The 22,349-nt window shown below is 49.3% G+C and carries 18 protein-coding genes and 1 pseudogene; 5 read left to right on the top strand and 14 right to left on the bottom strand.

The window, feature by feature from the left end; all coding sequences use genetic code 11:
• Positions 1-21 precede the first annotated feature (21 nt).
• Positions 22-1,704 (bottom strand): hypothetical protein, encoded by a 1,683-nt coding sequence (locus MPB2EB_RS00685; protein ID WP_185181978.1) that lies wholly within the window; start codon positions 1,702-1,704, stop codon positions 22-24.
• 311 nt (positions 1,705-2,015) lie between these two features.
• Positions 2,016-2,091: pseudogene (locus tag MPB2EB_RS08590) on the bottom strand (hypothetical protein); the annotation flags it as partial.
• Between the two features lie 403 nt (positions 2,092-2,494).
• On the opposite strand from MPB2EB_RS08590, the gene MPB2EB_RS00695 reads away from it, so the two are divergent.
• Entirely contained in the window at positions 2,495-3,514 is a 1,020-nt protein-coding gene (locus MPB2EB_RS00695; protein ID WP_232534450.1) for a lytic transglycosylase domain-containing protein, read from the top strand.
• Positions 3,515-3,538: 24 nt separating this feature from the next.
• Here the strand turns inward: MPB2EB_RS00695 and nusB are convergent, their stop codons facing one another.
• The 10 genes from nusB to MPB2EB_RS00745 all read right to left on the bottom strand — a co-directional run bounded on the left by nusB (position 3,539) and on the right by MPB2EB_RS00745 (position 11,908).
• Positions 3,539-3,970, bottom strand: coding sequence for a transcription antitermination factor NusB (gene nusB, locus MPB2EB_RS00700; protein ID WP_185181980.1), 432 nt, complete (start codon positions 3,968-3,970; stop codon positions 3,539-3,541).
• Entirely contained in the window at positions 3,967-4,473 is a 507-nt protein-coding gene (ribH, locus tag MPB2EB_RS00705; protein ID WP_185181981.1) for a 6,7-dimethyl-8-ribityllumazine synthase, read from the bottom strand. The genes nusB and ribH overlap by 4 nt, the downstream gene beginning before the upstream one ends.
• 63 nt (positions 4,474-4,536) lie before the next feature.
• Complete coding sequence (gene ribBA / locus MPB2EB_RS00710; protein WP_185181982.1) at positions 4,537-5,661, bottom strand: bifunctional 3,4-dihydroxy-2-butanone-4-phosphate synthase/GTP cyclohydrolase II; 1,125 nt, start codon at positions 5,659-5,661, stop codon at positions 4,537-4,539.
• A gap of 82 nt (positions 5,662-5,743) precedes the next feature.
• Positions 5,744-6,382, bottom strand: coding sequence for a riboflavin synthase (locus MPB2EB_RS00715; protein ID WP_185181983.1), 639 nt, complete (start codon positions 6,380-6,382; stop codon positions 5,744-5,746).
• Positions 6,383-6,410: 28 nt separating this feature from the next.
• Positions 6,411-7,562, bottom strand: a complete 1,152-nt coding sequence (ribD, locus tag MPB2EB_RS00720; protein WP_185181984.1) for a bifunctional diaminohydroxyphosphoribosylaminopyrimidine deaminase/5-amino-6-(5-phosphoribosylamino)uracil reductase RibD — start codon at positions 7,560-7,562, stop codon at positions 6,411-6,413.
• Positions 7,563-7,567: 5 nt separating this feature from the next.
• Entirely contained in the window at positions 7,568-8,851 is a 1,284-nt protein-coding gene (hemL, locus tag MPB2EB_RS00725; RefSeq protein ID WP_185181985.1) for a glutamate-1-semialdehyde 2,1-aminomutase, read from the bottom strand.
• A gap of 63 nt (positions 8,852-8,914) precedes the next feature.
• Positions 8,915-9,694, bottom strand: coding sequence for an ABC transporter ATP-binding protein (locus MPB2EB_RS00730; RefSeq protein WP_185181986.1), 780 nt, complete (start codon positions 9,692-9,694; stop codon positions 8,915-8,917).
• A 38-nt stretch (positions 9,695-9,732) separates the two neighbouring features.
• On the bottom strand, positions 9,733-10,431 hold the full coding sequence (locus MPB2EB_RS00735) for an ABC transporter permease (RefSeq protein ID WP_185181987.1): 699 nt from the start codon (positions 10,429-10,431) through the stop codon (positions 9,733-9,735).
• Positions 10,428-11,117 (bottom strand): ABC transporter permease, encoded by a 690-nt coding sequence (locus MPB2EB_RS00740; RefSeq protein ID WP_185181988.1) that lies wholly within the window; start codon positions 11,115-11,117, stop codon positions 10,428-10,430. Before MPB2EB_RS00740 ends, MPB2EB_RS00735 begins: the two co-directional genes overlap by 4 nt.
• 17 nt (positions 11,118-11,134) lie before the next feature.
• Positions 11,135-11,908: an ABC transporter substrate-binding protein gene (locus MPB2EB_RS00745; protein WP_185181989.1), complete on the bottom strand. Its 774-nt coding sequence runs from the start codon at positions 11,906-11,908 to the stop codon at positions 11,135-11,137.
• A gap of 311 nt (positions 11,909-12,219) precedes the next feature.
• Between MPB2EB_RS00745 and MPB2EB_RS00750 the strand changes: the two genes are divergently transcribed.
• From MPB2EB_RS00750 to MPB2EB_RS00765, 4 genes are all read left to right on the top strand, one after another.
• Positions 12,220-13,992 (top strand): ABC transporter permease subunit, encoded by a 1,773-nt coding sequence (locus MPB2EB_RS00750; RefSeq protein WP_185181990.1) that lies wholly within the window; start codon positions 12,220-12,222, stop codon positions 13,990-13,992.
• Positions 13,993-14,108: 116 nt separating this feature from the next.
• Positions 14,109-15,407: an AAA-associated domain-containing protein gene (locus MPB2EB_RS00755; protein WP_185181991.1), complete on the top strand. Its 1,299-nt coding sequence runs from the start codon at positions 14,109-14,111 to the stop codon at positions 15,405-15,407.
• A 143-nt stretch (positions 15,408-15,550) separates the two neighbouring features.
• Positions 15,551-18,220, top strand: coding sequence for an alanine--tRNA ligase (gene alaS / locus MPB2EB_RS00760; protein WP_185181992.1), 2,670 nt, complete (start codon positions 15,551-15,553; stop codon positions 18,218-18,220).
• Between the two features lie 8 nt (positions 18,221-18,228).
• Positions 18,229-18,456 (top strand): sulfurtransferase TusA family protein, encoded by a 228-nt coding sequence (locus MPB2EB_RS00765; protein WP_185182602.1) that lies wholly within the window; start codon positions 18,229-18,231, stop codon positions 18,454-18,456.
• Positions 18,457-18,576: 120 nt separating this feature from the next.
• Here MPB2EB_RS00765 and galU read toward each other — a convergent pair whose 3' ends face one another.
• Positions 18,577-19,473: a UTP--glucose-1-phosphate uridylyltransferase GalU gene (galU, locus tag MPB2EB_RS00770; protein ID WP_185181993.1), complete on the bottom strand. Its 897-nt coding sequence runs from the start codon at positions 19,471-19,473 to the stop codon at positions 18,577-18,579.
• A 34-nt stretch (positions 19,474-19,507) separates the two neighbouring features.
• Complete coding sequence (locus MPB2EB_RS00775) at positions 19,508-22,345, bottom strand: valine--tRNA ligase (RefSeq protein ID WP_185181994.1); 2,838 nt, start codon at positions 22,343-22,345, stop codon at positions 19,508-19,510.
• Between the last annotated feature and the right edge of the window lie 4 nt (positions 22,346-22,349).

Consider the following 22,349-nt stretch of genomic DNA (forward strand, 5'->3'; position numbering starts at 1 on the left):
GTCTTAACTTCTACATATTTACTACTCCACAATTCCCCTCGCAAATCCATAAAAGGAAGATTCATTACCATCATTATCTTTTTGGGCATATGCTTTAAAAGCATCTCGAATATCTTTTGGCAAAGAATCTTTAATGCTTATTAGGGCCCTAAAAATATGATGTCTTAAAAATCCTATGCTATCTGTAAACTCCACTTTTTCATTAATGTGAAGGCCCCGTTCATTTATGGGCTCAAACCCATCTTCTGCTAGGGCAACGTTTAAAATACGCATTAGAAGGATTATGTTTCCTTTTACCCATTCTTTATCCATCCTTAAATATTCAATTATAGTGGACATCATAGAAGCACTCCAGACCCCGTTTCCCCCTTCTCTCTCTAAAAGCTGTATCAGGAAATTTCTTAGTCCTTCTTCATTTATTATGTCTTCTTTTTTTCTCTTGTTTTTATCTGTTATATTCTTTACTAAACGCTCTACTATTCTGCAGCTTATGTAGTGAGATCTTCTTTTATCCTCTTCAGGAAAAACGCTCAGTTTATCTACAAGATCGAACAGAATTTTAAATTCCTGTGCATGTATAGACCCACTAAGTGCGATACGGATCGCCGTAGGAAAATACTCTTCTCCAGGATTTTCTTCATCATACGCTCTGTAATTCTTAAGCCTTGCAAAGATTTCTGCAATATCCTTTTCTGCCTGATCCCCAAACGGTCTTACGTTAATGTATTTTTCTATTCTTCCAAAAGCTTTTTCTTTCTCATTATTTACCGCTTCTGGGTTAGAGTTTGCAATAAATGTAGAAAGAAATTTTTTGGCTTCCCTTAATTCTCTCCTCTTTGTTGCTAAATCTTTCTGTTCATCTATTGTAGAGGCCCTATCAAACCTCACTTTATTAAGAAATGCTAGTATTGTGGAGGCACTTTCCTTATCCATAGGAGTTGCTTCAGGACTCGTAAGCTTTAAAAAAACCTTCCTGGCTTCCGTCCGCTGCTCCATTATATCTCTTTCTGCTACTTCTTGAAACCTTATTATATTAAGGCATTTTTCTATTGTTCTGAAAGCTTCTCCTTTTTCCTTATTTACCGTTTCTTGGTCAGAGTTTAAAATAATCCTGGAAAGGAAGTCTTTGGTTTCCTTTAACTCTCTCTTCTTTGCTGTTTCATATTCAATGGACGAATAAGAACTTACGTTAACTGTATTAAGTGCTGCTAATATTGCAGTAGCACTTTTCTTATCCACAGAAGTTGCTTCAGAATTCATAAGCTTTAAAAAAGCTTTCCTAGCTTCCGCCTGCTGATCTATTGCTTCCTTTAAGATTTCATTTTTGATTATTTTTATTTCTACCCCTCGAACAGTAAACGTATATGAATCTTGGGTGTGAGGGGCAAGGGACGTAGGCACTGTTTGTTTAGAATCGCTCAGATCATCTTTCAAATGAAGTTGCGGTACATCTTCTGATTCTAACTTTATATTTATACGCCCTTGATTAAACTGAAAGTACGATATATTTTCTTGCTCTCGCTTTATACGTACTGAGCGCGACTCTGAATCTAGATGAGCGCTCTTTCGTTTGGCTTCGGAAGAAACAAGTTCCGTGGGCTGCGACGCATCTTCTGGCTCTTGCTTTATTGTATTGGTCCTCACTTGATTAGCAGTAGAGGAGACTGGAAGCGAAACGTTGCTATTGATAGGGTTGATTGGCATATTTTTCCTTTGCGATGGGTTTTTTCACAGCCGTTAGAGTCTATGTATGAATTTTCTTGTTAAACAGAGACCATATGGGCGAGATAGGCTAAGGGACTTAATAAATTATACTGTTTCTGAGTAAAATGTGCGATTTACAGACATCGTTTCACTTTTCTGCAAACCGTTTTTAATGTTTTTTATAGTAAAAAAGAGTGAGATGATTGGTTCAGTAGGGGTGATGTGGGCGACGGCTCATTGAATTTAAGCCCATTTCGCCCGCTTGTGACTAAAGCGCGTATGGATCACTTTCCAGTGTCCATAATCAGCGAGAATATCTCGCCAAGGTATTCCCGCCCGATAGCGATACAGCACCGCATCGACAAATAGCCTATTGTCTTTTGGCGCTTGCCCCAACATGCCCTAAGGCGCTGAAAATTAAATAGACTCATTGTGGAAGAAAAAAGACAGGCGGAGGAGCGAAACCAAGCCAAGAGAAACGCAGGTCATTTATTCAAAAACTCTCTTTTTATTACCAAAAGTAATAGATATGTCTTTGAATAAGATTGACTGGCCATAAAAGCCTGCTAAAATTTTCTACATGAATGCTCATTTACCTCCTCCTTCTAACCAACCGACCCTTAGAGCTCCGTTCGCCGCGGCCTTTATAAAGGGGCTACGGGTATGTTATGGATGCTGCTGTCGCTTGGGGCGGAAATGGGCTTTCCAATTAGGGTTGTGGGGCATGCAGGCGGGGCGCCTGTTATATGCGAAATTTTCGCCTCTGGCGGAAAGAGGCGTTTTAAGATTGATGTCTGTGCCTGCGGTGCGCGCAACCCTGCATCATAGCGCCCAAATCAGCCGTTACTTTGCTTATTTAGTCTGTTTTATCGTAATCTCGGGTCTCATCTTAGGTTGGTTGTCGCCTGCTTTGCGGCAAGCGTTCATGGTGCGGCTCGCGCCGCCGGTGTCTGAGATTTCTCAGCCAGCAAGGAGCGTGCTTGAAGTAAAAAAACTGGCCAAGGCAATGCCGCTTTCTGCATTTGAAGCACGCGTACGCAAAATCACTTCTGCCCGTATTGCGCCTGACGCGCGTGATGAGCGAGCCTTGGCTTCAGTAGAAGAACGGAAGTGGGTAGTTGATTATCTGGCGCGTCGTTATCGTGTCGCGCGCGAGCCGCTCAACAAGCTCGTAAAAGAAGCCTTTATTACGGGCCGAGAATTTGGCCTTGATCCTTTGCTACTCTTGTCCGTCATTGCAATTGAATCTAGATTTAATCCCTATGCGGAAAGTGGCGTGGGCGCACAAGGGTTGATGCAGGTTATGTCTAAGTTACATGCGGATAAATTCGAGCATTTTGGCGGGGTTGCGGCGGCTTTTGACCCACTGGCTAATCTTAAGGTCGGCGCTCTGATTTTAAAAGATTGTATTGTAAGGGGTGGGTCGCTGGCCCAAGGACTGCGCTTATATGTTGGCGCTACTTCAAAATATGATGGTATTTATGGCGCAAAGGTCCAAGCCGAGCGCGAGCGTTTACGCAATGTTGCGCAAGGGCACGATATCTCTATTCATCTTCCGCAAAAGCCTAGCCGTTCAATAATTCAGGCATATAATAAAACGCCCAGAGGCACTGCACTGTCGCGTCCCAAAAGACCGCTTGTGGCAACGGCTTATGCTGCGTCTAAAAATTCCAAGAAAGTTGCCACCGCAACGGCCTCTCAGCCCCCTAAGATCTTGATTGCCCCAGCCTCACGGGCGGCGCAGCTCGAGCTGGGGGGGAACCATCAGAAAGTGGATGGCAGAGGGGAGTCTGCTGAGTTGGGCGTATAGCAGAAAAATCTTAACGCTATTAAGTTAGCGGCCCGCCTGTTTTATTTCAACCGCGCGTAGCTGTGCGGCGAGTTGATCAAGCACCCCATTTACATATTTATAGCCATCCGTGCCACCAAAAGTTTTTGTCACTTCGACCGCTTCATTAATGACCACACGGTATGGAATTTCAATATGATGCGTCAGTTCATATGCGCCGATTAGCAAGACGGCGTGCTCGATTGGAGATAATTCCGCGCTTGGCCGGTCGATACAGGGTGTTAACTGTGTATCCAGGGTTTTAGCATCGCGGATTACCCCTTGCAATAGCGTATCGAAATGCTCCCGATCCGCTTTGCCAAACCCTGGGGCAGATTGTAACTGGGTGACAATAGCGACAGCGTCAGCTCCAGTTAGCAGCCACTGATATAGACCTTGTACCGCAAATTCTCGGGAACGGCGACGGGCACTCTTCATTGGAAGTCTTCCTCGTCTTCCTCTCCTTCTTCGGGGATTAAAGAAAGATCAATCGCAGTCGATAAATTCGCCATTTCGACGGCAACGCGCGCCACATCACGGCCTTTTTCCGCAATACGGGCGATCGCTTGTTCTTCCGTATCGGTCGTGAGCACTCCGTTCGCAATTGGAACTTGAAATTCGAGGGCAACTTGCTGAATGCCTGCACTGCTCTGATTTGAAACAACTTCAAAGTGATAAGTTTCACCACGAATGACGGTGCCAAGAGCGATGAATGCGTCAAACTCGCCACTGACGGCGAGTTTTTGCAGGGCGTATGGAATTTCAAGTGCGCCGGGAACGGTAATGCATAGCACATTCTCACTCTCTACCCCCAGCCGTTCAAGCTCTTCAAGGCAGGCATCCGTTAGGCTATTGCCAACCGCTTCGTTAAAGCGCGACTGCACGATGCCAATAGAAAGGTCATTACCGTCGAGATCGGGTTGATATTGGTTGATTTCCATAATTTCGGTTTATAAAAATAGTAGTGTATGAAGCCTAGAGAGCGTCTCAATAGACAATCGCTTTTACTGTACAGCAGTTACCCCTGGCATTGGAGCAAAACCTGTCACCTCTAAGCCGTAGCAAGACATAGCGTGCAGTTTGCGCGGGCTCGAAAGCACATGCATTTTACCCACGTTTAAATCATGCAAGATTTGCGCCCCAACACCATAAGTTTTGAAATCTGCGGGGCGATGCTTAAGCTGTGCCGCTTTTTCTGGTTGATTGCATGCTTCAAACGCATTAAATAAGTACTCTTTTGAGTCGCTACAGTTCATCAATACAATGACACCGCATTCATTGGCTGCGACTTCTTGCAAGGCGGCATGCAGGGTCCAAGAGTGGGTGGCGGCATCGATTTCAAGCAAATCCAATACGGACATAGGCTCATGCACGCGCACGAAAGTTGTGCGGTCAGGCTGAGGGGCGCCATGCACCAGTGCGATATGCGGCGCTCCGTTGGATTTGTCTCGATAAATAACCGCCTGAAATACCCCGTACGGAGTATGCATGGGACGTTCGGCCACACGTTCAATGATCGATTCAGTCAGGCTGCGATATTGAATCAAATCTGCGATAGTGCCGATTTTAAGGGCGTGTTTAGTTGCAAAATCAATCAGATCAGGCAAACGTGCCATGCTGCCATCGTCATTAATCACTTCACAAATGACCGCGGCCGGCGTAAGGCCTGCTAGTCGGGTGAGGTCGCAGCCCGCTTCAGTGTGGCCGGCGCGCACGAGCACACCGCCAGGCTGCGCCGCCACCGGGAAAATATGGCCTGGCTGTACAATATCTGTTGCCCGCGCATGGCGCGCTACTGCAGCTTGCACGGTGCGTGCGCGGTCTGCTGGGGAAACGCCAGTGGTGACGCCCTGCGCGGCTTCAATGCTAACGGTGAAGGCGGTATTATATTGCGTCCCATTATTGGGGGTCATCAGTGGTAAATTGAGCCGCTCGCAATGCTCTTGCGTAAGCGTTAGGCAGACTAGACCCCGCGCAAAGCGGATCATAAAATTAATGGCTTCGGGGGTTACAAAATCTGCCGCGAGCATTAGATCGCCTTCATTCTCACGATCCTCTTCATCAACCAGAATCACCATCCGACCCGCTTTAAGCTCGGCAATAATTTCTTGAGTAGAAGCAATGGACATAATGATGGGCAAACGTAAAGTATGAATTTTACGCTATTGGCGTCAAAAGAGATATTACTGTTGTCTCTAGTAATGTTTTAGCTTAGGGTGCGGAGGTTTTTGAGAAACTCAAAATACGCTCAACATAACGGGCGATTAAATCGATCTCAAGATTGACGCGGGTGCCCACTTTGAGTTGCTTTAACGTGGTAACCGAGAGGGTATGCGCGATCAGGTTGATTGAAAACTCACAGCCGTCAGCCAAATCTTGAACCTTGTTAATCGTTAAGCTTACGCCGTTTACGGTGACCGAACCTTTATAGGCAAGGTAGCGGCCTAGCGCGTGGGGCGCAAGCACACGCAGTTCATAGGATTCGCCAGCTGGCGCAAAGTGAGTGACAGCGCCGACCCCATCGATGTGCCCCGCTACTAAATGTCCGCCAAGACGATCATGAGCGTGCAACGCTTTTTCAAGATTGACTGCGCCGGGTGTATCGAGTCCGGCGGTACGCACGAGGCTTTCGCGAGATACGTCAACGATAAAATGCTGGCAGCCGTTGGCTGCATGATGTTTTGTGACAACGGTCATGCACGCTCCTTGAAGCGCGATGCTGTCCCCTGGAGAAACATCGTCAAGGCTGAGGGTGCCTGGATTGACCGCGAGTCGTACACCAGCGGCGCTGTCGCCAAGCGGGCTGACCGTTTCAATTTGACCAATTGCAGCGACTATGCCTGTAAACATTGGATTCAATTTTCTGGAAATAAAAAAGTTAAGCGGTATCGATAGCGCAAGCGTGCTCGGTTTTATCGTCTAGTACGCTAATGCGCGCCAGAATGCGTAGATCGCGGCCAACGCGCTCAACCGATTGAAATGAAAGTGTGACGCGTTGCGCTAACGTGGCGGGTGCGACAAGTTTGAACATACCCTGCGCATCGCATAATAAACTGGGCGCTAAATAGATGAGCAGTTCATCAATACAATGCTGCTGTAATAGCGCACCATTTAGACCTTGGCCAGCTTCAACCTGTAATTCATTGATGCCACGTTCGCTTAGCAAGTGCAGCAACGCAGGCAGATCTACTTGAGCCGAAGCATGGCCGGCAAGTGGAATGACTTCAGCGCCGCGCGCCCGCAATGCGTGCGCTTTTTGCATCTGCGTAGCGTTGAGCGAGGCGCAGACAATCAGTAGCGGAGCATGGCCATTTAATAAATGGGCGTTGAGCGGTACCTCAAGCCGGCTATCGACTAATACCCGTAGTGGTTGCCTTGGTGTATCAATTTCACGTACGGTTAATTGCGGATTATCCGCGCGTACGGTCCCAATGCCCGTCAAGATGGCACAGGCCCGAGCGCGCCAGAGATGGCTATCCGCGCGCGCTGCGGGGCTTGTAATCCATTGACTTTCTCCGCTGGGTAAGGCGGTCCGACCGTCTAAGCTGGCGGCAATTTTGACGCGGACCCATGGTCGGTGGCGGGTCATGCGTGACATAAAGCCTAGATTAAGCTCATATGCTTCATGCGCGAGCAAGCCGCAACGCACATTGATTTGAGCTGCGCGTAGTAAAGCTAAACCTTGACCTGAAACTTGCGGGTTTGGATCTTCCCGCGCGCAAATGACTTCGGCGATTTGCGCTTCAATGAAGGCTTTTGCACAGGGCGGAGTGCGGCCGAAGTGGCTGCATGGCTCTAATGAAACATAGGCGGTAGCGCCGCTTGGGTCATGTCCGCGCGTGCGCGCATCGTGTAATGCCTGGATTTCCGCGTGGTTTCCCCCCGCCGGTTGTGTAAATCCCTCGCCAATCACTGCACCGTCTTTTACCAGCACACACCCAACGCGCGGATTGGGGGTTGTCGTGTACATGCCGCGTGCAGCAAGCGCCAAAGCGCGCTGCATATAAATGAAGTCAGCGTTAGAAAACATGAACGCTAGCCATTTAAGGCGGAGAAGGCCGTGTGTGCTGCTGTAAGCGTTGCATCAATCACGGCAGCATCATGGGTAATGGAGACGAAACCTGCTTCATAGGCGGAAGGGGCGAAATAAAACCCAGCCGCGAGCATATGATGGAAAAAAGCCTTGAAATGCTCTAGATTGCACTCTGCAACCTCGGCCAAACAGGTGGGTGGGCAAGCCGCAAAATATAAGCCAAACATCCCGCCTATATGATCGGTGGAGAAGGCAATGCCTGCGGCGTGAGCGGCCTGTGTGAGGCCCTCCGTTAGACGCGCGGTTTGAGTCTCTAGTTGCGCATAAAAGTTAGGCTCTTGCAAGCGCTTTAGGGTGGCGAGTCCGGCGGCGACAGCAAGCGGGTTGCCGGCTAGCGTACCCGCTTGATAAACCGCGCCCAGCGGGGCCAAATGCGCCATAATATCGCGGCGCCCGCCAAATGCAGCGGCGGGCATGCCGCCACCGATAATTTTACCTAAACAGGTCAAATCCGGTGTAATGTCGTAAAGTGCTTGTGCGCCACCTAGCGCCACGCGAAAGCCGCTCATCACTTCATCGAAAATTAAAAGTGCGCCATGTTGTGTGCATAGTTCACGCAGCTGCTGAAGAAAGGCCGGTGCGCCGCGCACTAAATTCATATTGCCAGCGATGGGCTCAACAATCACAGCAGCAATTTCTGCGCCAATTGACGCAAAAGTTTCGCTTAATTGCGCTAGATTGTTATATTCAAGCACGGTCGTATGTTGAGCCACGGTACCAGGCACACCCGCCGAAGTGGGCTGTCCAAAACTTAAGAGTCCAGAACCTGCTTTGATGAGCAAGCTATCTGCATGGCCGTGGTAACACCCTTCGAATTTAATAATGCGCTGTCGTCCGGTAAAGCCGCGCGCAAGCCGTAACGCGCTCATGGTGGCTTCGGTGCCGCTGCAGACAAGCCGGACTTGTTCAATTGAAGGGAGAAGCTTACAAATCTCTTCCGCAATTTCAATCTCGGCTTCGGTTGGCGTGCCAAAACTAAATCCATGAGTTAATGCGGTTTCAACTGCAGCCAGCACCTGCGCATCTAAATGGCCGAGAATCATGGGTCCCCATGAGCCAATATAATCAACGTAACGCTTATCGTCGGCATCCCAAAAATGAGGGCCTAATGCACGTTTGATAAAACAAGGTGTGCCGCCCACTGAGCGAAAAGCGCGCACGGGAGAATTAACGCCGCCGGGGATGGTTTTCTGGGCTCGCGCGAACAGGTCGTGGTTACGGGACATAAGGTTGTTTCTCAAAAAAAGAGCGCTTAAGAGCAAGTCAAATTGATCTGGACAAGGTACGGTTTACTTAAGGCTGCCTGCGAGAAATTGCTCTAACCGGTCACTTTTGGGATGTAAGAAGATCTCATCAGGAGGGCCTTCTTCTTCAATCCGTCCTTGGTGCAAGAAAATCACATGATTGGATAAATGGCGCGCGAACCCCATCTCATGCGTGACAACAATCATAGTGCGGCCTTCGTTAGCCAAAGTTTGCATCACTTTGAGCACTTCACCTATAAGTTCTGGGTCAAGCGCAGAAGTGGGTTCATCAAAGAGTAGCACATCCGGATGCATAGCGAGGGCGCGGGCAATGGCTACGCGTTGTTGCTGTCCGCCTGATAGATGCGTTGGATACTTTTTTTCAATTTCGCGGCCAAGCCCGACTTTATCCAGGTAGAGACGAGCGCGCTCTTGTGCTTGCGCGCGCGATAGGCCGAGGACATGCACGGGCGCTTCGATGATATTTTCTAGTACGTTTAAATGCGCCCATAAATTGAAATGCTGAAATACCATCGCCAGGCGTGTGCGCACGCGTTGCAATAGCTTATGATCGACAACTTGCAACTGGCCTTGTGGATTGGCGATGGTGTGTACTTCTTCGCCATCAATAATGATGCGTCCAGCGTTGGGCTGTTCGAGGAAATTGATGCAACGCAAAAGCGTGCTTTTGCCAGAGCCTGATGAGCCGATGACACTAATTACATCCCCCGCCTTCGCCTGCAACGATACGCCTTTAAGGACCTCTTGCGCACCATATCTTTTGTGCAAATCGGTAACGACTAATTTATAGTGAGATGAGTCCATAGAAAGCATATGGGTAGATAGAGTGAAGGGTATTGCGTTTACAGATAAGCGAGCCAGCGTCGCTCGGCTCGCCTAAAGAGCCAAACTAGCGCAAACGAAATACAGAGATAAAGGAGCGCGGCTACACTATACGCTTGAAAAGTGAGATAGGTCGCCGAATTTGCGTCGCGCGCGATTTTTAAAATATCTGGCACCGTTGCGGTAAACGCGATGGTTGTCGCATGCAACATAAGAATCACTTCATTACTATAAGCCGGCAAAGCTCGTCTGAGTGCGGATGGCAAAATAATGCGCCGATACAACGTAAATTGGCTCATGCCATAAGCGCGCGCCGCCTCGATCTCATGGGGTGAGCTGGTTTTAATTGCGCCGGCAAAAATCTCGGTTGTATAGGCGCACGTATTCAGTGCGAAGGTGAGTAAGGTGCAATTCATGCCATCGCGGAAAAAATCACTTAAGAGAGGCGTTGTCTGCACAACGTTAAGCGTGTAGATGCCCGTATAAAAAAATAATAACTGGACATACAGTGGTGTGCCGCAAAATACATAGGTATAGAGTCGAACCGGCGCGGCAATCAAGCGCCGACTCGACACCCGAGCTACGGCTAACGGGATCGCTAGGCAAAACCCAAAAGCGATGGATACCACTAATAGCCATAGCGTAATGACTAATCCTGTAGCTTGGTAGCCATCCGTGAAAAGATACGCTCGCCAGTAATCGTGCAGAAGTTCGATCATAGCGCTGCCTTACGGACTCCAACCAAATAACGGCGCTCTAAAGCGAGTAGCACAAGATTGGAAAGCGCGGTGAGCGCAAGGTAGATGAGGGCGGCGACGAGTACAAAGAAAAACATGTTGTACGTGCCTTTGCCGGCATCTTGTACCGCCTTGACAAGGTCTGACAGGCCAATAATTGAAACCAGCGCAGTGGCTTTTAATAGCACTTGCCAGTTATTGCCAATACCGGGTAGCGCAAAGCGCATCATTTGTGCAAAAAGGATGCGCCGAAAGATTTGCCAGCGCGTCATTCCATAGGCCGCACCGGCCTCTAGCTGGCCACGCGGCACAGCTTGAAAAGCACCGCGAAAAGTCTCGGTGAAATAAGCGCCATAAATAAAGCCGAGGGTGAGTACGCCGGCGGAGAACGAATCGATCTCTAGCGGCTCAAGACCCATCAAATCTGTTAAGTTATTGAGCCAAATTTGAATACTATAAAAAATCAGTAGCATGAGTACCAAATCCGGCACACTACGAATCAATGTCGTATAAGCGGTGGCGACGGCTGAGGCCAGCCGGTTTTTTGAGAGTTTGGCGCTGGCGCCAGCCAGCCCAAGCATGAATGAGACCGCCAGCGATAGCACTGCGAGCTGAATAGTTTGCCATGCGCCCTGTGCAATGAGCGGGCCGTATCCCTGTAAAAGCATGAGAATTTAAAATCGACTTAATTGCTATAGTGACTACGGTTGAAATATTGATGGGTTAACTTTTGATATGTACCGTTCTGACGGATCTCAGCCAGCGCCCGATTGAGTTGTTCCTTCAGATCTGTATCTCCTTTGCGCAAGCCAATCGCAATGCCCTGTCCCAGCGTTTCAGGGTCCTTGATCGATGGCCCGGCAAAAGCGAAACCTTGACCCCGCGGGGTTTTTAGAAAGCCAACCTCGGCTTGTATTTCATCTTGCAACGAAGCGTCAAGTCGCTTGGATAAAAGATCGGCATAGACTTGGTCTTGGTTTGCATAGGAAATAATGGTAACGCCTCTGGGCGCCCATTGCCGTTTTGCATAAGTCTCTGCGGTGGTGCCCTGTTGCACGCCAATCCGCTTGTCTCTTAGCCTTTTGGCATCTGGCGTTAGTTTCGCATCGACCAATGCTACCATGCGGGCAGGAGCATCGAATAGTTTATTGGAAAAATCAATTTGTTTTTTGCGTGGCGCTGTAACTGTCATCGAGGACAAAATAGCATCGAATTTGCGTCCCTTTAACGCCGGGATCATGCTGTCAAAATCCTGTTCAACCCAAATGCACTTTGCTTGCAATTGAGCGCAGAGTGCTTCGCCAAGTTCGATATCAAGGCCTTGCATTTTACCATCGGGGCCTTTAGATTCAAGCGGCGGGTAACTTGGGTCGACGCCGAAACGAATGACTTTCCAGTCTTTCGCGTTTACACTAGTAGCGGCAAGTGCGAGCGCTAGATAAATAGCCAGCCTTTTCATGATCGGTATCTCTGGTTAAAGCTCGGCATTTTACCGTAGCTATGGGGGTATGCGATGACATATGCTGTCGCATAATGCAAACAAATATCGGTAAACTCCGGCGCTACGGGGGGATGTTCGCTTAGCGAAGAGTTTATTTAATGCTGAAATCGCTGTTTCGTCAATTGGCTTGGCGGTGGCAGTAGTTTAGAAAATATAATCCATCATATTTTGTATAAACGCCTGAAGACAGTCTTTGACCCCATCCAGGGGCAAGTGTTAGCTTTAGGCGCCCAGTTATTTATATTTAACCTATTTTAACGGGTGAGTGCATGAAATTGCCTGTTCTTAAACTGCCAATGCCTGCTGCTTCGGCATGGCGGTTGCTTCCAAATCGTTGGGATTTCGTGGTTTTTCCCTTAATCATTTGCGTCATAGCAATGGCAGCGCTTGGTTTTCATCAAACCATGGCTCCCCTCGCTACGTTAAAAACCCAAGTAATTTCGCTTGATCCGGCCAATCTGCCCGAATATGCGTTGCGCACAACGTTGCGTATGTTAGCGGCGATGGTGGCCGCGCTTATTTTTACTCTTATCTATGGCACGCTTGCAGCTAAAAGCCGCCGTGCACAGAAAATCCTGATACCCATACTCGATATTTTGCAGTCAGTACCGGTGTTGGGCTATATTTCATTTACCGTCGCTTTTTTCTTGGCACTTTTCCCAGGGCGTGTGATAGGGGCCGAATGTGCGGCTATTTTCGCCATATTTACCAGCCAAGCCTGGAATATGACCTTTAGTTTCTATCAATCTCTGTGTACGGTGCCGCGGGATTTAGATGAGGTTTCGCGCAGCTTTCATTTGAGTGCTTGGCAACGTTTCTGGAAGCTCGAAGTTCCATTTTCAATGCCGGGCTTGGTGTGGAACATGATGATGTCAATGTCCGGCGGGTGGTTTTTTGTCGTGGCATCGGAAGCCATTACAGTGGGTAACCACACGATCACGTTGCCCGGTGTTGGCGCCTATCTGGCGCAGGCAATCAATCAGCGTGATCTAACTGCGGTCGGCTGGGTGATCTTGACCATGGCAGCGGTGATTTTGGCATATGACCAACTTCTGTTTCGCCCGCTGGTCGCGTGGGCGGATAAATTTCGACTTGAAACGACGAGTTCGGGGCTGGCACCTGAATCTTGGGTGCTTGATTTGATTCACCGCACGCGGTTAATTCGTTGCTTACTGGTGCCGGTCGGCTGGGTTCTGGCAAAGATAGCGCGCTTGCCAATACGCTTTACATTCAGAAAGCCGTCGTTTGCACTGACGCCTAAGTTCTTCACTCAATTTGCCCCACTTAGCTTAAGTACAAGGGCGGTAGACATGATCTGGGGCGGGGCGATACTCTTTATCACCGGCTATCTTGTCTACCGAGTATCAAATTACATCTGCGCAGAAGTGGGTTGGAGTGACTTGCTACTCGTATTAAGCCTGGGTTTGGCTACCTTTTTGCGCGTGCTGATTTTAATTGCACTGGCTTCTATAGTTTGGGTGCCAATCGGTGTCTTAATCGGACTGCGCCCCGCCTTGGCGGAGAAAGTCCAGTCATTGACGCAGTTTTTGGCTGCTTTCCCAGCGAATCTTTTGTTCCCGGTTTTTGTGGTCACGATTGCACGTTTTCAGCTCAATCCAGATATCTGGCTTTCTCCACTGATTATCTTAGGCACGCAATGGTATATTCTTTTCAACGTGGTGGCTGGCGCGAGCGCTTATCCAAATGATTTCAAAGAAGTCGCAACTAACTTTCGGATCCGTGGCTGGCAATGGTGGCGGCAAGTCATGCTACCGGGCATTTTTCCTTATTATGTCACAGGCGCTATCGCTGCCGCTGGCGGCGCATGGAACGCGAGTATCGTGTCTGAGGTCGTGTCATGGGGCAATACGAAGTTTGTTGCGCATGGTTTAGGCGCGTATATTGCTGAAGCGACTACCGCAGGTCATTATCCCCGGATTATTCTGGGGATCACCGTGATGGTGTTATTTGTCACTTTATTTAGCAGGCTAGTATGGCGTCCACTGTATGCCTACGCTGAAAGTAAATTTCGTCTTAACTAGGGATGGTGCAAAATGCGCAGTTGGTCTGGCGTTGATTGGAGATATGATGCGACGCGCCAGTGCTAAGCAGTTGCTTAACTTTGCTTCATTTTAGAAAAATTGATAGATAGATCCCCATGCACAATTCAGCCCTCGATCGACCCAATGAAATTTTGCGCGTAACCAATGTGCGCCGTGGTTTTAAAAAATCACAGGGAGAGCTACTGGTACTTGACGGTGCAAATCTAACCCTAAAAAGGGGTGAAATTGTTGGCTTGCTAGGTCGTTCGGGGTCTGGCAAATCTACTTTGCTACGCCTGATTGCGGGTTTGATCGAACCTAGCGGCGGCGAAATTGAGTATCTAGGCCAACCTCTGACAGGTCCGGCTGAGGGCGTGGCGATGGTGTTCCAGACATTTGCGCTATTTCCTTGGCTTACGGTGTTGCAAAACGTCGAAGCTGGGTTGGAAGCACTTGGGGTTGGCGCGCGTGAACGACGCCAACGCGCGCTTGCCGCAATTGATCTGATCGGCCTAGATGGCTTTGAAAGCGCTTATCCGCGCGAGTTATCAGGTGGGATGCGGCAACGCGTTGGGTTTGCGCGGGCGCTCGTGGTTAACCCAACTTTACTGTTAATGGATGAACCATTTTCAGCTCTTGATGTATTGACAGCCGAGACGCTACGCACCGATTTATTGGATTTATGGAGTGAAAAAAGTTTACCCATTAAAGCCGTATTGATTGTCACGCACAATGTAGAAGAGGCGGTCTTTATGTGCGACCGTATTTTAGTGTTGTCATCCAATCCCGGCCGCGTTATCGCTGAAATTCCGGTACCCTTTAAGCACCCACGTAACCGACTTGACCCAGCTTTTAGGCGCTTAGTTGATAATATTTATGCGCAAATGACCGCTCGCCCGAGTGCCGAAGCGATGCGTAAGGGCTTAACCTTGGGGAGTTGGTTGTCAGAAGTATCCACTAACTTGATGGCGGGTCTGATCGAAACCGTCGCGGCTCCTCCCTACGGAGGTAAAGCGGATTTGCCTGAAATCGCGCGCACCCTTCACCTTGAAGTGGATGATCTATTTCCCGTCGCTGAAATGATGCAATACCTTGGTTTTGCAGATGTCCGTGAGGGTGACATTTTGCTCACGCCGCCTGGCAAGAAGTTTGCCGAATACGGCACTCAGGAACGCAAGCGACTCTTTGCTGAGCATCTACTGCGTAATGTACCGCTGGCGGCTTGGATTAAACGCGTCTTGCATGAACGGCCTGGCCGCCGCGCGCCGCGCATGAGATTTGAGCAAGAATTAGAAGATTTTTTATCGGACAGTGCAGCTGAGCAGACGCTGGACGCAGTCATCAACTGGGGCCGGTACGCAGAAATCTTTTCTTACGACGATCAATCTGAGACCTTCAGTTTAGAAGATGATTGAGAGAAGTATAGCGAGTTCTACGCGAGGCTGGCTGCTGAAGATGCTGATTGGCGTTTGATTGCATCGGAAACGGGTGGCTATCTCGTATAATCTATAGCTTGCTAAAACCCATTACGCTTTACCGTATATCTACCCCTGCCGTCATGAAAGCTGCTGAAATCCGCGAGAAATTTTTACGCTTCTTTGAATCAAAGAAGCACACGATTGTCCGTTCATCAAGTTTGATTCCTGCCAATGATCCAACATTATTGTTTACCAACTCTGGCATGGTGCAATTCAAAGAAGTCTTTCTTGGCACTGATGCGCGCCCTTATTTGTGTGCCACTAGCGCCCAACGTTGTGTGCGCGCAGGCGGCAAACATAATGACCTAGAGAATGTGGGGTATACCGCGCGGCATCACACTTTTTTTGAAATGCTTGGTAATTTCTCGTTCGGTGATTATTTCAAGCGTGAGGCGATTCAATCTGCGTGGCAGTTGTTAACTCAGGTCTATCAATTGCCGCCAGAAAGACTGTGGATTACCGTCTACCAAGAAGACGATGAGGCCTATGCGATTTGGGCGCAAGAAATTGGCGTGCCGGCCGCGCGGATTGTGCGCATCGGTGACAACAAAGGCGCGCGTTATGCCTCTGATAATTTTTGGCAGATGGCCGATACAGGTCCGTGTGGACCTTGTTCTGAAATTTTTTATGATCACGGTCCTGAGGTTGACGGTGGGCCACCCGGTTCGCCGGATGAAGATGGCGATCGCTATATTGAAATCTGGAATTTGGTTTTCATGCAATACAATCGGGATCAGCAAGGTGTCATGACGCCGTTGCCCAAACCGTGCGTAGATACTGGCATGGGCCTGGAGCGCATTGCCGCCGTTTTACAGAAAGTGCACAGTAATTATGAAATCGATTTATTCCAAGTATTGATTCGTGCCGCAGCCCGCGAAACCGGAATCTCCGATATAAAGAATAACTCGCTTAAAGTGATTGCTGACCATATTCGTGCTTGTGCCTTTCTCATTGCTGATGGCGTGATTGCCAGTAACGAAGGTCGCGGTTATGTATTGCGTCGGATTATTCGGCGTGCGATCCGCCATGGTTATAAGTTGGGCTGTGTTCAGCCATTTTTTCATAAATTGGTGCAGGATCTGGTCGCAGAAATGGGGCCAGCGTATTCGGAGCTGAGCGCGGCTCAAGAGCGCGTGACCGATGTGCTGCGTCAAGAAGAGGAGCGCTTCTTTGAGACGATCGCGCATGGCATGCATCTGCTTGAAACCGCGCTCAATGAACTCCAAGCCAACGCGGTGAGCGCTCAAACCCCGTCCGGCTCAATGACGTTAGCGGGTGAAATCGCTTTCAAGCTCCATGACACCTATGGTTTTCCACTCGACTTGACCGCCGATGTATGTCGTGAGCGAGGTGTGCAAGTCGATGCAGCGGCTTTTGATGCAGCGATGCAGCGTCAGCGTGAACAAGCCCGGGCCGCAGGTAAATTTACGCTGTCAAACGCACTTGAATATAGTGGCGCTAAAACAATTTTCAGAGGATACGAGACGCTTAACGTAGCTGAGGCGAAAATTACGGCACTTTACTTAGACGGAGTTTTTAGTCAACGTTTGCAAGCCGGGCAACGCGGTATTGTGGTGCTTGACACCACGCCATTTTATGCTGAGTCAGGTGGGCAAGCTGGCGACCAAGGCAGATTGACTCAAAGTTGTGCAAGGCAGGCTGAAGGCGCGCATTTTATGGTCACGGATACGGTAAGAATCCAGGCGGAGGTGATTGGCCACCACGGTTTGCTTGAGCACGGCGAATTAAAACTGGGTGACGTGGTACAGGCCGCGGTAGACAGTCAGCGCCGCCTGCACACAATGCGTAATCATTCGGCCAGCCATTTGCTGCATAAAGCGCTCCGCGAGGTACTTGGGATTCATGTGCAGCAAAGGGGGTCGCTGGTTGATGCGGATAAGGCGCGCTTTGATTTTTCTCATCATGCGCCGCTAAGCCAAGCTGAAATTCAAAGCATTGAGACCATGGTGAATACAGAAATTCTGCGTAATGAGCCAACCCAGGCGCAGACCATGGCCTATGACGATGCGTTAAAAAGTGGCGCTATGGCGTTATTTGGCGAAAAGTATAGCGACCAGGTGCGGGTGCTTGAGATTGGCTTTTCGCGCGAATTATGTGGCGGTACGCACGTCGCCCGTACAGGTGATATCGGTTTATTTAAGATTGTTTCTGAAGGCGGTGTGGCGGCCGGCATTCGACGCATTGAAGCCATTACTGGAATGCAAGCGTTGCACTTTGTGCAAACTTTAGATGAGCGCATTTCTAGTGTGGCGGACTTGTTAAAAGCCCAACCCGCTGAGCTCAATCAGCGCATTGGGCAACTCCAAGAATACTCTAAAACGCTTGAAAAAGAGCTCGTGCAATTAAAATCAAGGTTGGTTGGCCAGCAGCTTGATGCATTGGCGGCACGGGCAGTCAAAGTGGGTGAAGTCAAGGTGTTATCCGCCCAACTGGACGGCGCTGATATGCAAATATTACGCGAGTCAGTCGATCAATTAAAAAATAAATTAATCAATGCGGTCATTGTATTGGCGAGTGTGGATGGCGATAAAGTCAACCTAATTGCAGGTGTAACACCGCAGCAGGTGAATGGCAAAATCAAAGCGGGCGTGCTGGTTAATTTTGTCGCACAGCAAGTCGGCGGCAAAGGAGGGGGCCGTGCGGACATGGCGCAGGCCGGTGGCACACAACCCGCGGCTTTACCCGCAGCGCTGGCTACGGTAAAGGACTGGGTTGAGCACCAATTATGAAGCAAGCGCTGCATTTTGATAAAGAAGTCGATGCGCGTGGGCTAACCTGCCCATTGCCGATTTTGCGCGCAAAAAAGGCCCTCGCTGAGATGCAAAGCGGGCAGATTTTAAAAGTGCTCGTGACTGATCCTGGCGCGCCCCGCGATTTTGCTGCGTTTGCGAAGCAGACCGGTAATCAAATGATTGAAGTATCGACGCAGGATAAAGTGTTTACTTTCTTGATGCGTCGACGTTAGGTCTAACGCCATTGGTGAGTGGCATCTCTGATGCAGGGGTGGTGCGAGTCCTTTAGACGCGCTCACCCGGCATAAAGTTCGATCAAGTTAAATAAGTTTATTCAACTCAAACGAAAACGGTTAAGCCTTGGCATCCATTTCCGCCAGCATGAGCATACGCTCATTTAAATAAGCTTCAAATTCATCTTTCACTTCTGGATGGCGTAAAGCGAATTCGACAGTTGCTTTTAGGTAGCCCAATTTACTGCCGCAATCGAAGCGCGTGCCTTTATAACGATAGGCCAGAACTTGTTCATCTTGCATTAAAGATTGAATCGCATCAGTGAGTTGCAACTCACCGCCGGCGCCTGGGCGCAGCGCTCGCAGATGCTCGAAAATACGCGGCTTTAAAACATAGCGACCGACTACCCCAAGGCTAGAGGGCGCCTCTTCTGGTGCGGGTTTTTCGATGATGCCAGATAAATTAATGATGTTGTCTTCCCATTCTTTACCTTCTATCACGCCATATGAGCGCGAATCTTCACGTGAAATCTCCTCGACTCCAATTAATGAGCTGTGATAGTGGTTAAATTTCTCTATCATTTGCTTAAGAATGGGTTGTGCGCCATCTAATAAATCATCTGCCAGTAAGATTGCAAATGGATTGTCTCCGACTAATTTTTCCGCGCATAAAATCGCATGGCCTAGGCCAAGCGCCTCGGCTTGGCGCACATAAAAGCAATTAATATGAGCTGGCTTGATACCGCGCACGATTTCAAGCAATTTTTGTTTGCCGTGTGCTTCGAGTGCAGCCTCAATTTCATAGGATTTATCAAAATGGTCTTCAATTGCGCGCTTGCCGCGCCCAGTCACGAAGATCATTTCGGTAATCCCAGCGGCGATCGCTTCTTCGACAGCATATTGAATTAACGGCTTATCGACAATCGGCAGCATCTCTTTGGGGCTGGCCTTAGTTGCAGGCAGAAAGCGCGTGCCAAGACCGGCGACTGGAAATACTGCTTTAGTGACTTTTAACATTACTACGGTCCTTTCAGTCGATTCAAAATAAAGCTCAGCGGGTGAGCCGAGTGAGCTGAGCGTTAAGCTTAGAGAGTATTAACGCGTATTCTGACAGCCTTTTTCTTTCGAGTTCAACTACCTCAGCGGGGGCTTTTGCAACAAAGTGATTATTTTGTAGCTTAGCGTTACATTTTGAGATTTCTAGCTCAATTCGTTGCACTTCCTTGGCGAGTCGCGCGCGTTCCGCGTCGATGTCAATTTCAACTTTTAAGGCGAGTTTCAGTGCGCCAACCAGGGCGACGGGAGCTCCGGTTGTTGCTGCATCGAGGGTTGCCTCATCTGCGCTGAGGGTGACTTCAGAGAGGCGCGCGAGAGCGCGTACATAAGGCGCGAAGGTGGTGAGTAGGTGAGTATCGCCGCTGGCGAAAAGCGGTACTCGTTGCGCTGGCCCGAGCTTCATTTCACTGCGCAAATTGCGACATGCATCGATCACCTCTTTGAGTTGTGTCGCCCATTGTTCAGCGGCTAGATCGACTTTTTCTTTTTGTGCGCGAGGGTATGGCTGGACCATGATAGAAGCGTTCTCCGCCGCAGTCTGAGTCGGGTAGCGGCCCGTCAATGGCGCGACTTTCTGCCACAGTGCTTCGGTGATAAAGGGAATAATCGGATGCGCCAGTCTTAAAATGGTTTCGAGTACATATAACAACGTAGATCGCGTATTTTGCTGCTGGGCTGGCGTTCCCGTTTGTAGTTGCACCTTAGCGAATTCAAGATACCAATCGCAGTATTCGTCCCAGACAAATTTGTATAAAGCATTTGCAATAAGATCGAAGCGTAATTCAGTAAAGCCTTGGTCGATTTCGTCCGTGACTTGTTGCAGTAAAGAGAGGATCCATCGATCTGCTAGTGATGGCTCGCTCTCTGCTATGTTTGTGCTGCTGCCTTGGTCTTCGCAATTCATCAACACAAAGCGCGTTGCGTTCCACAATTTGTTACAAAAATTACGATACCCTTCGCAGCGGGCTAGGGCGAAATTAATATTGCGTCCGGGGGTAGCCAGTGAGGCGAAAGTAAAGCGTAAAGCATCTGTGCCAAATGACGGAATGCCATGCGGAAATTCAGCGCGGGTTACTTGCTCAAGTTCAGCCGCCTGCTTGGGATCTTGCGCATTGGCTAAACGTTTGGCAAGCAGCGCATCTAGGTCGATACCATCGATCAAATCGATTGGATCGAGTATATTGCCTTTTGATTTTGACATTTTCTGGCCGTTGGCGTCACGCACCAAGCCATGTATATACACGGTATGAAACGGGACTTGGCCAGTAAAATGTTGAGTCAACATCACCATCCGCGCGACCCAGAAAAAAATAATGTCAAAGCCCGTGACGAGCACGGAGGATGGCAGAAAATGCGCTAGCTCTTTGGTCTGATTGGGCCAACCATGGGCTGAAAAAGGCACTAATGCTGACGAAAACCAGGTGTCCAGCACATCTTCATCTCGCGTTAGTGGCCCGGTATAGCCCTGTGCGCGGGCTTTCTCACGCGCCTCATCGGCATTGCGCGCAACATAAATTCGCCCTTCTTCATCGTACCAAGCGGGAATTTGATGGCCCCACCAAAGTTGCCGAGAAATACACCAGTCTTGAATGTTTTCCAGCCATTGATAGTAGGTATTGGCCCAATTTTCCGGGGTAAACTTAATCTTCCCTTGCCGTACGGCTTCAATCGCAGTCGCCGCCATTGACTGGCCTGGGTGTCGGCTGTCGGCAGGGGCCGGTTTATTAACGGCGACAAACCATTGATCTGTCAGCATCGGTTCAATCACCGCTTGGGTCCGATCGCCGCGTGGCACCATTAATTTATGAGGCTTGACGGCAGCGAGTAACCCTTGGGCCTCAAGCTCGGCGACAATCAAGCGCCGAGCTTCGTGCTGCTCAAGGCCGCGCCAGCGAGCCGGAGCATTATCATTAATTTTAGCGTCAAGCGTAAAAATATTGATTAATGGCAGCTGGTGCCGTTGACCGACTTGGTAATCGTTAAAATCGTGAGCCGGCGTTACTTTGACTACGCCGCTACCAAATGTAGGATCTACATAATCATCTGCAATGACAGGGATTTCGCGTTCACTCAGTGGCAGCCGCACCATTTTGCCAATGAAGGCTTGATAGCGTTCGTCTTGCGGATGCACCATAAGGGCTGCGTCGCCCAGCATGGTTTCTGGACGAGTCGTGGCGACCGTTAAGTAAGTAGAACCGTCAACCAGGGGGTAGCGGATATGCCACAGCGAACCCTCTTCCTCGGTGCTAACCACTTCTAAATCGGAGACGGCCGTGCCTAACTTGGGATCCCAATTCACGAGCTTTTTGCCGCGATAGATCAAGCCCTGCTCATATAAGCGGACGAATACTTCGATCACCGCTTGCGACATATGCGGGCTCATCGTGAAATATTCGCGACTCCAATCGGTTGAAGCGCCTAGACGTTTGATTTGCTGTGTAATGATTGAGCCAGAGGTTTCTTTCCAAGCCCAAACTCGCTCAACAAAAGCCTGGCGGCCAAGCTCATGGCGTGACAGATGGTGTTGCTTGAGCTGGCGCTCGACGACGAGCTGAGTGGCAATCCCGGCATGATCCGTACCGGGTACCCACAGCGTGTTGGCGCCCTGCATCCGATGATAGCGCGTCAGGCTATCCATAATCGTCTGATTAAACGCATGCCCCATATGCAGCGTACCCGTGACGTTGGGGGGCGGTAGTAAAATCGAAAAATCTTTAGATCCAGGTGAGAACGTGGGTTTGGCGTAACCCTTTTGCTCCCACCGCGGCCCCCAATAGGCTTCGATTGCGTGGGGCTCAAAACTTTTATTTAGAGTGGTGTCAATCTTATTCATTACA

It is taken from the genome of Mycoavidus sp. B2-EB (assembly GCF_014218255.1).
Lineage (GTDB): Bacteria > Pseudomonadota > Gammaproteobacteria > Burkholderiales > Burkholderiaceae > Mycoavidus.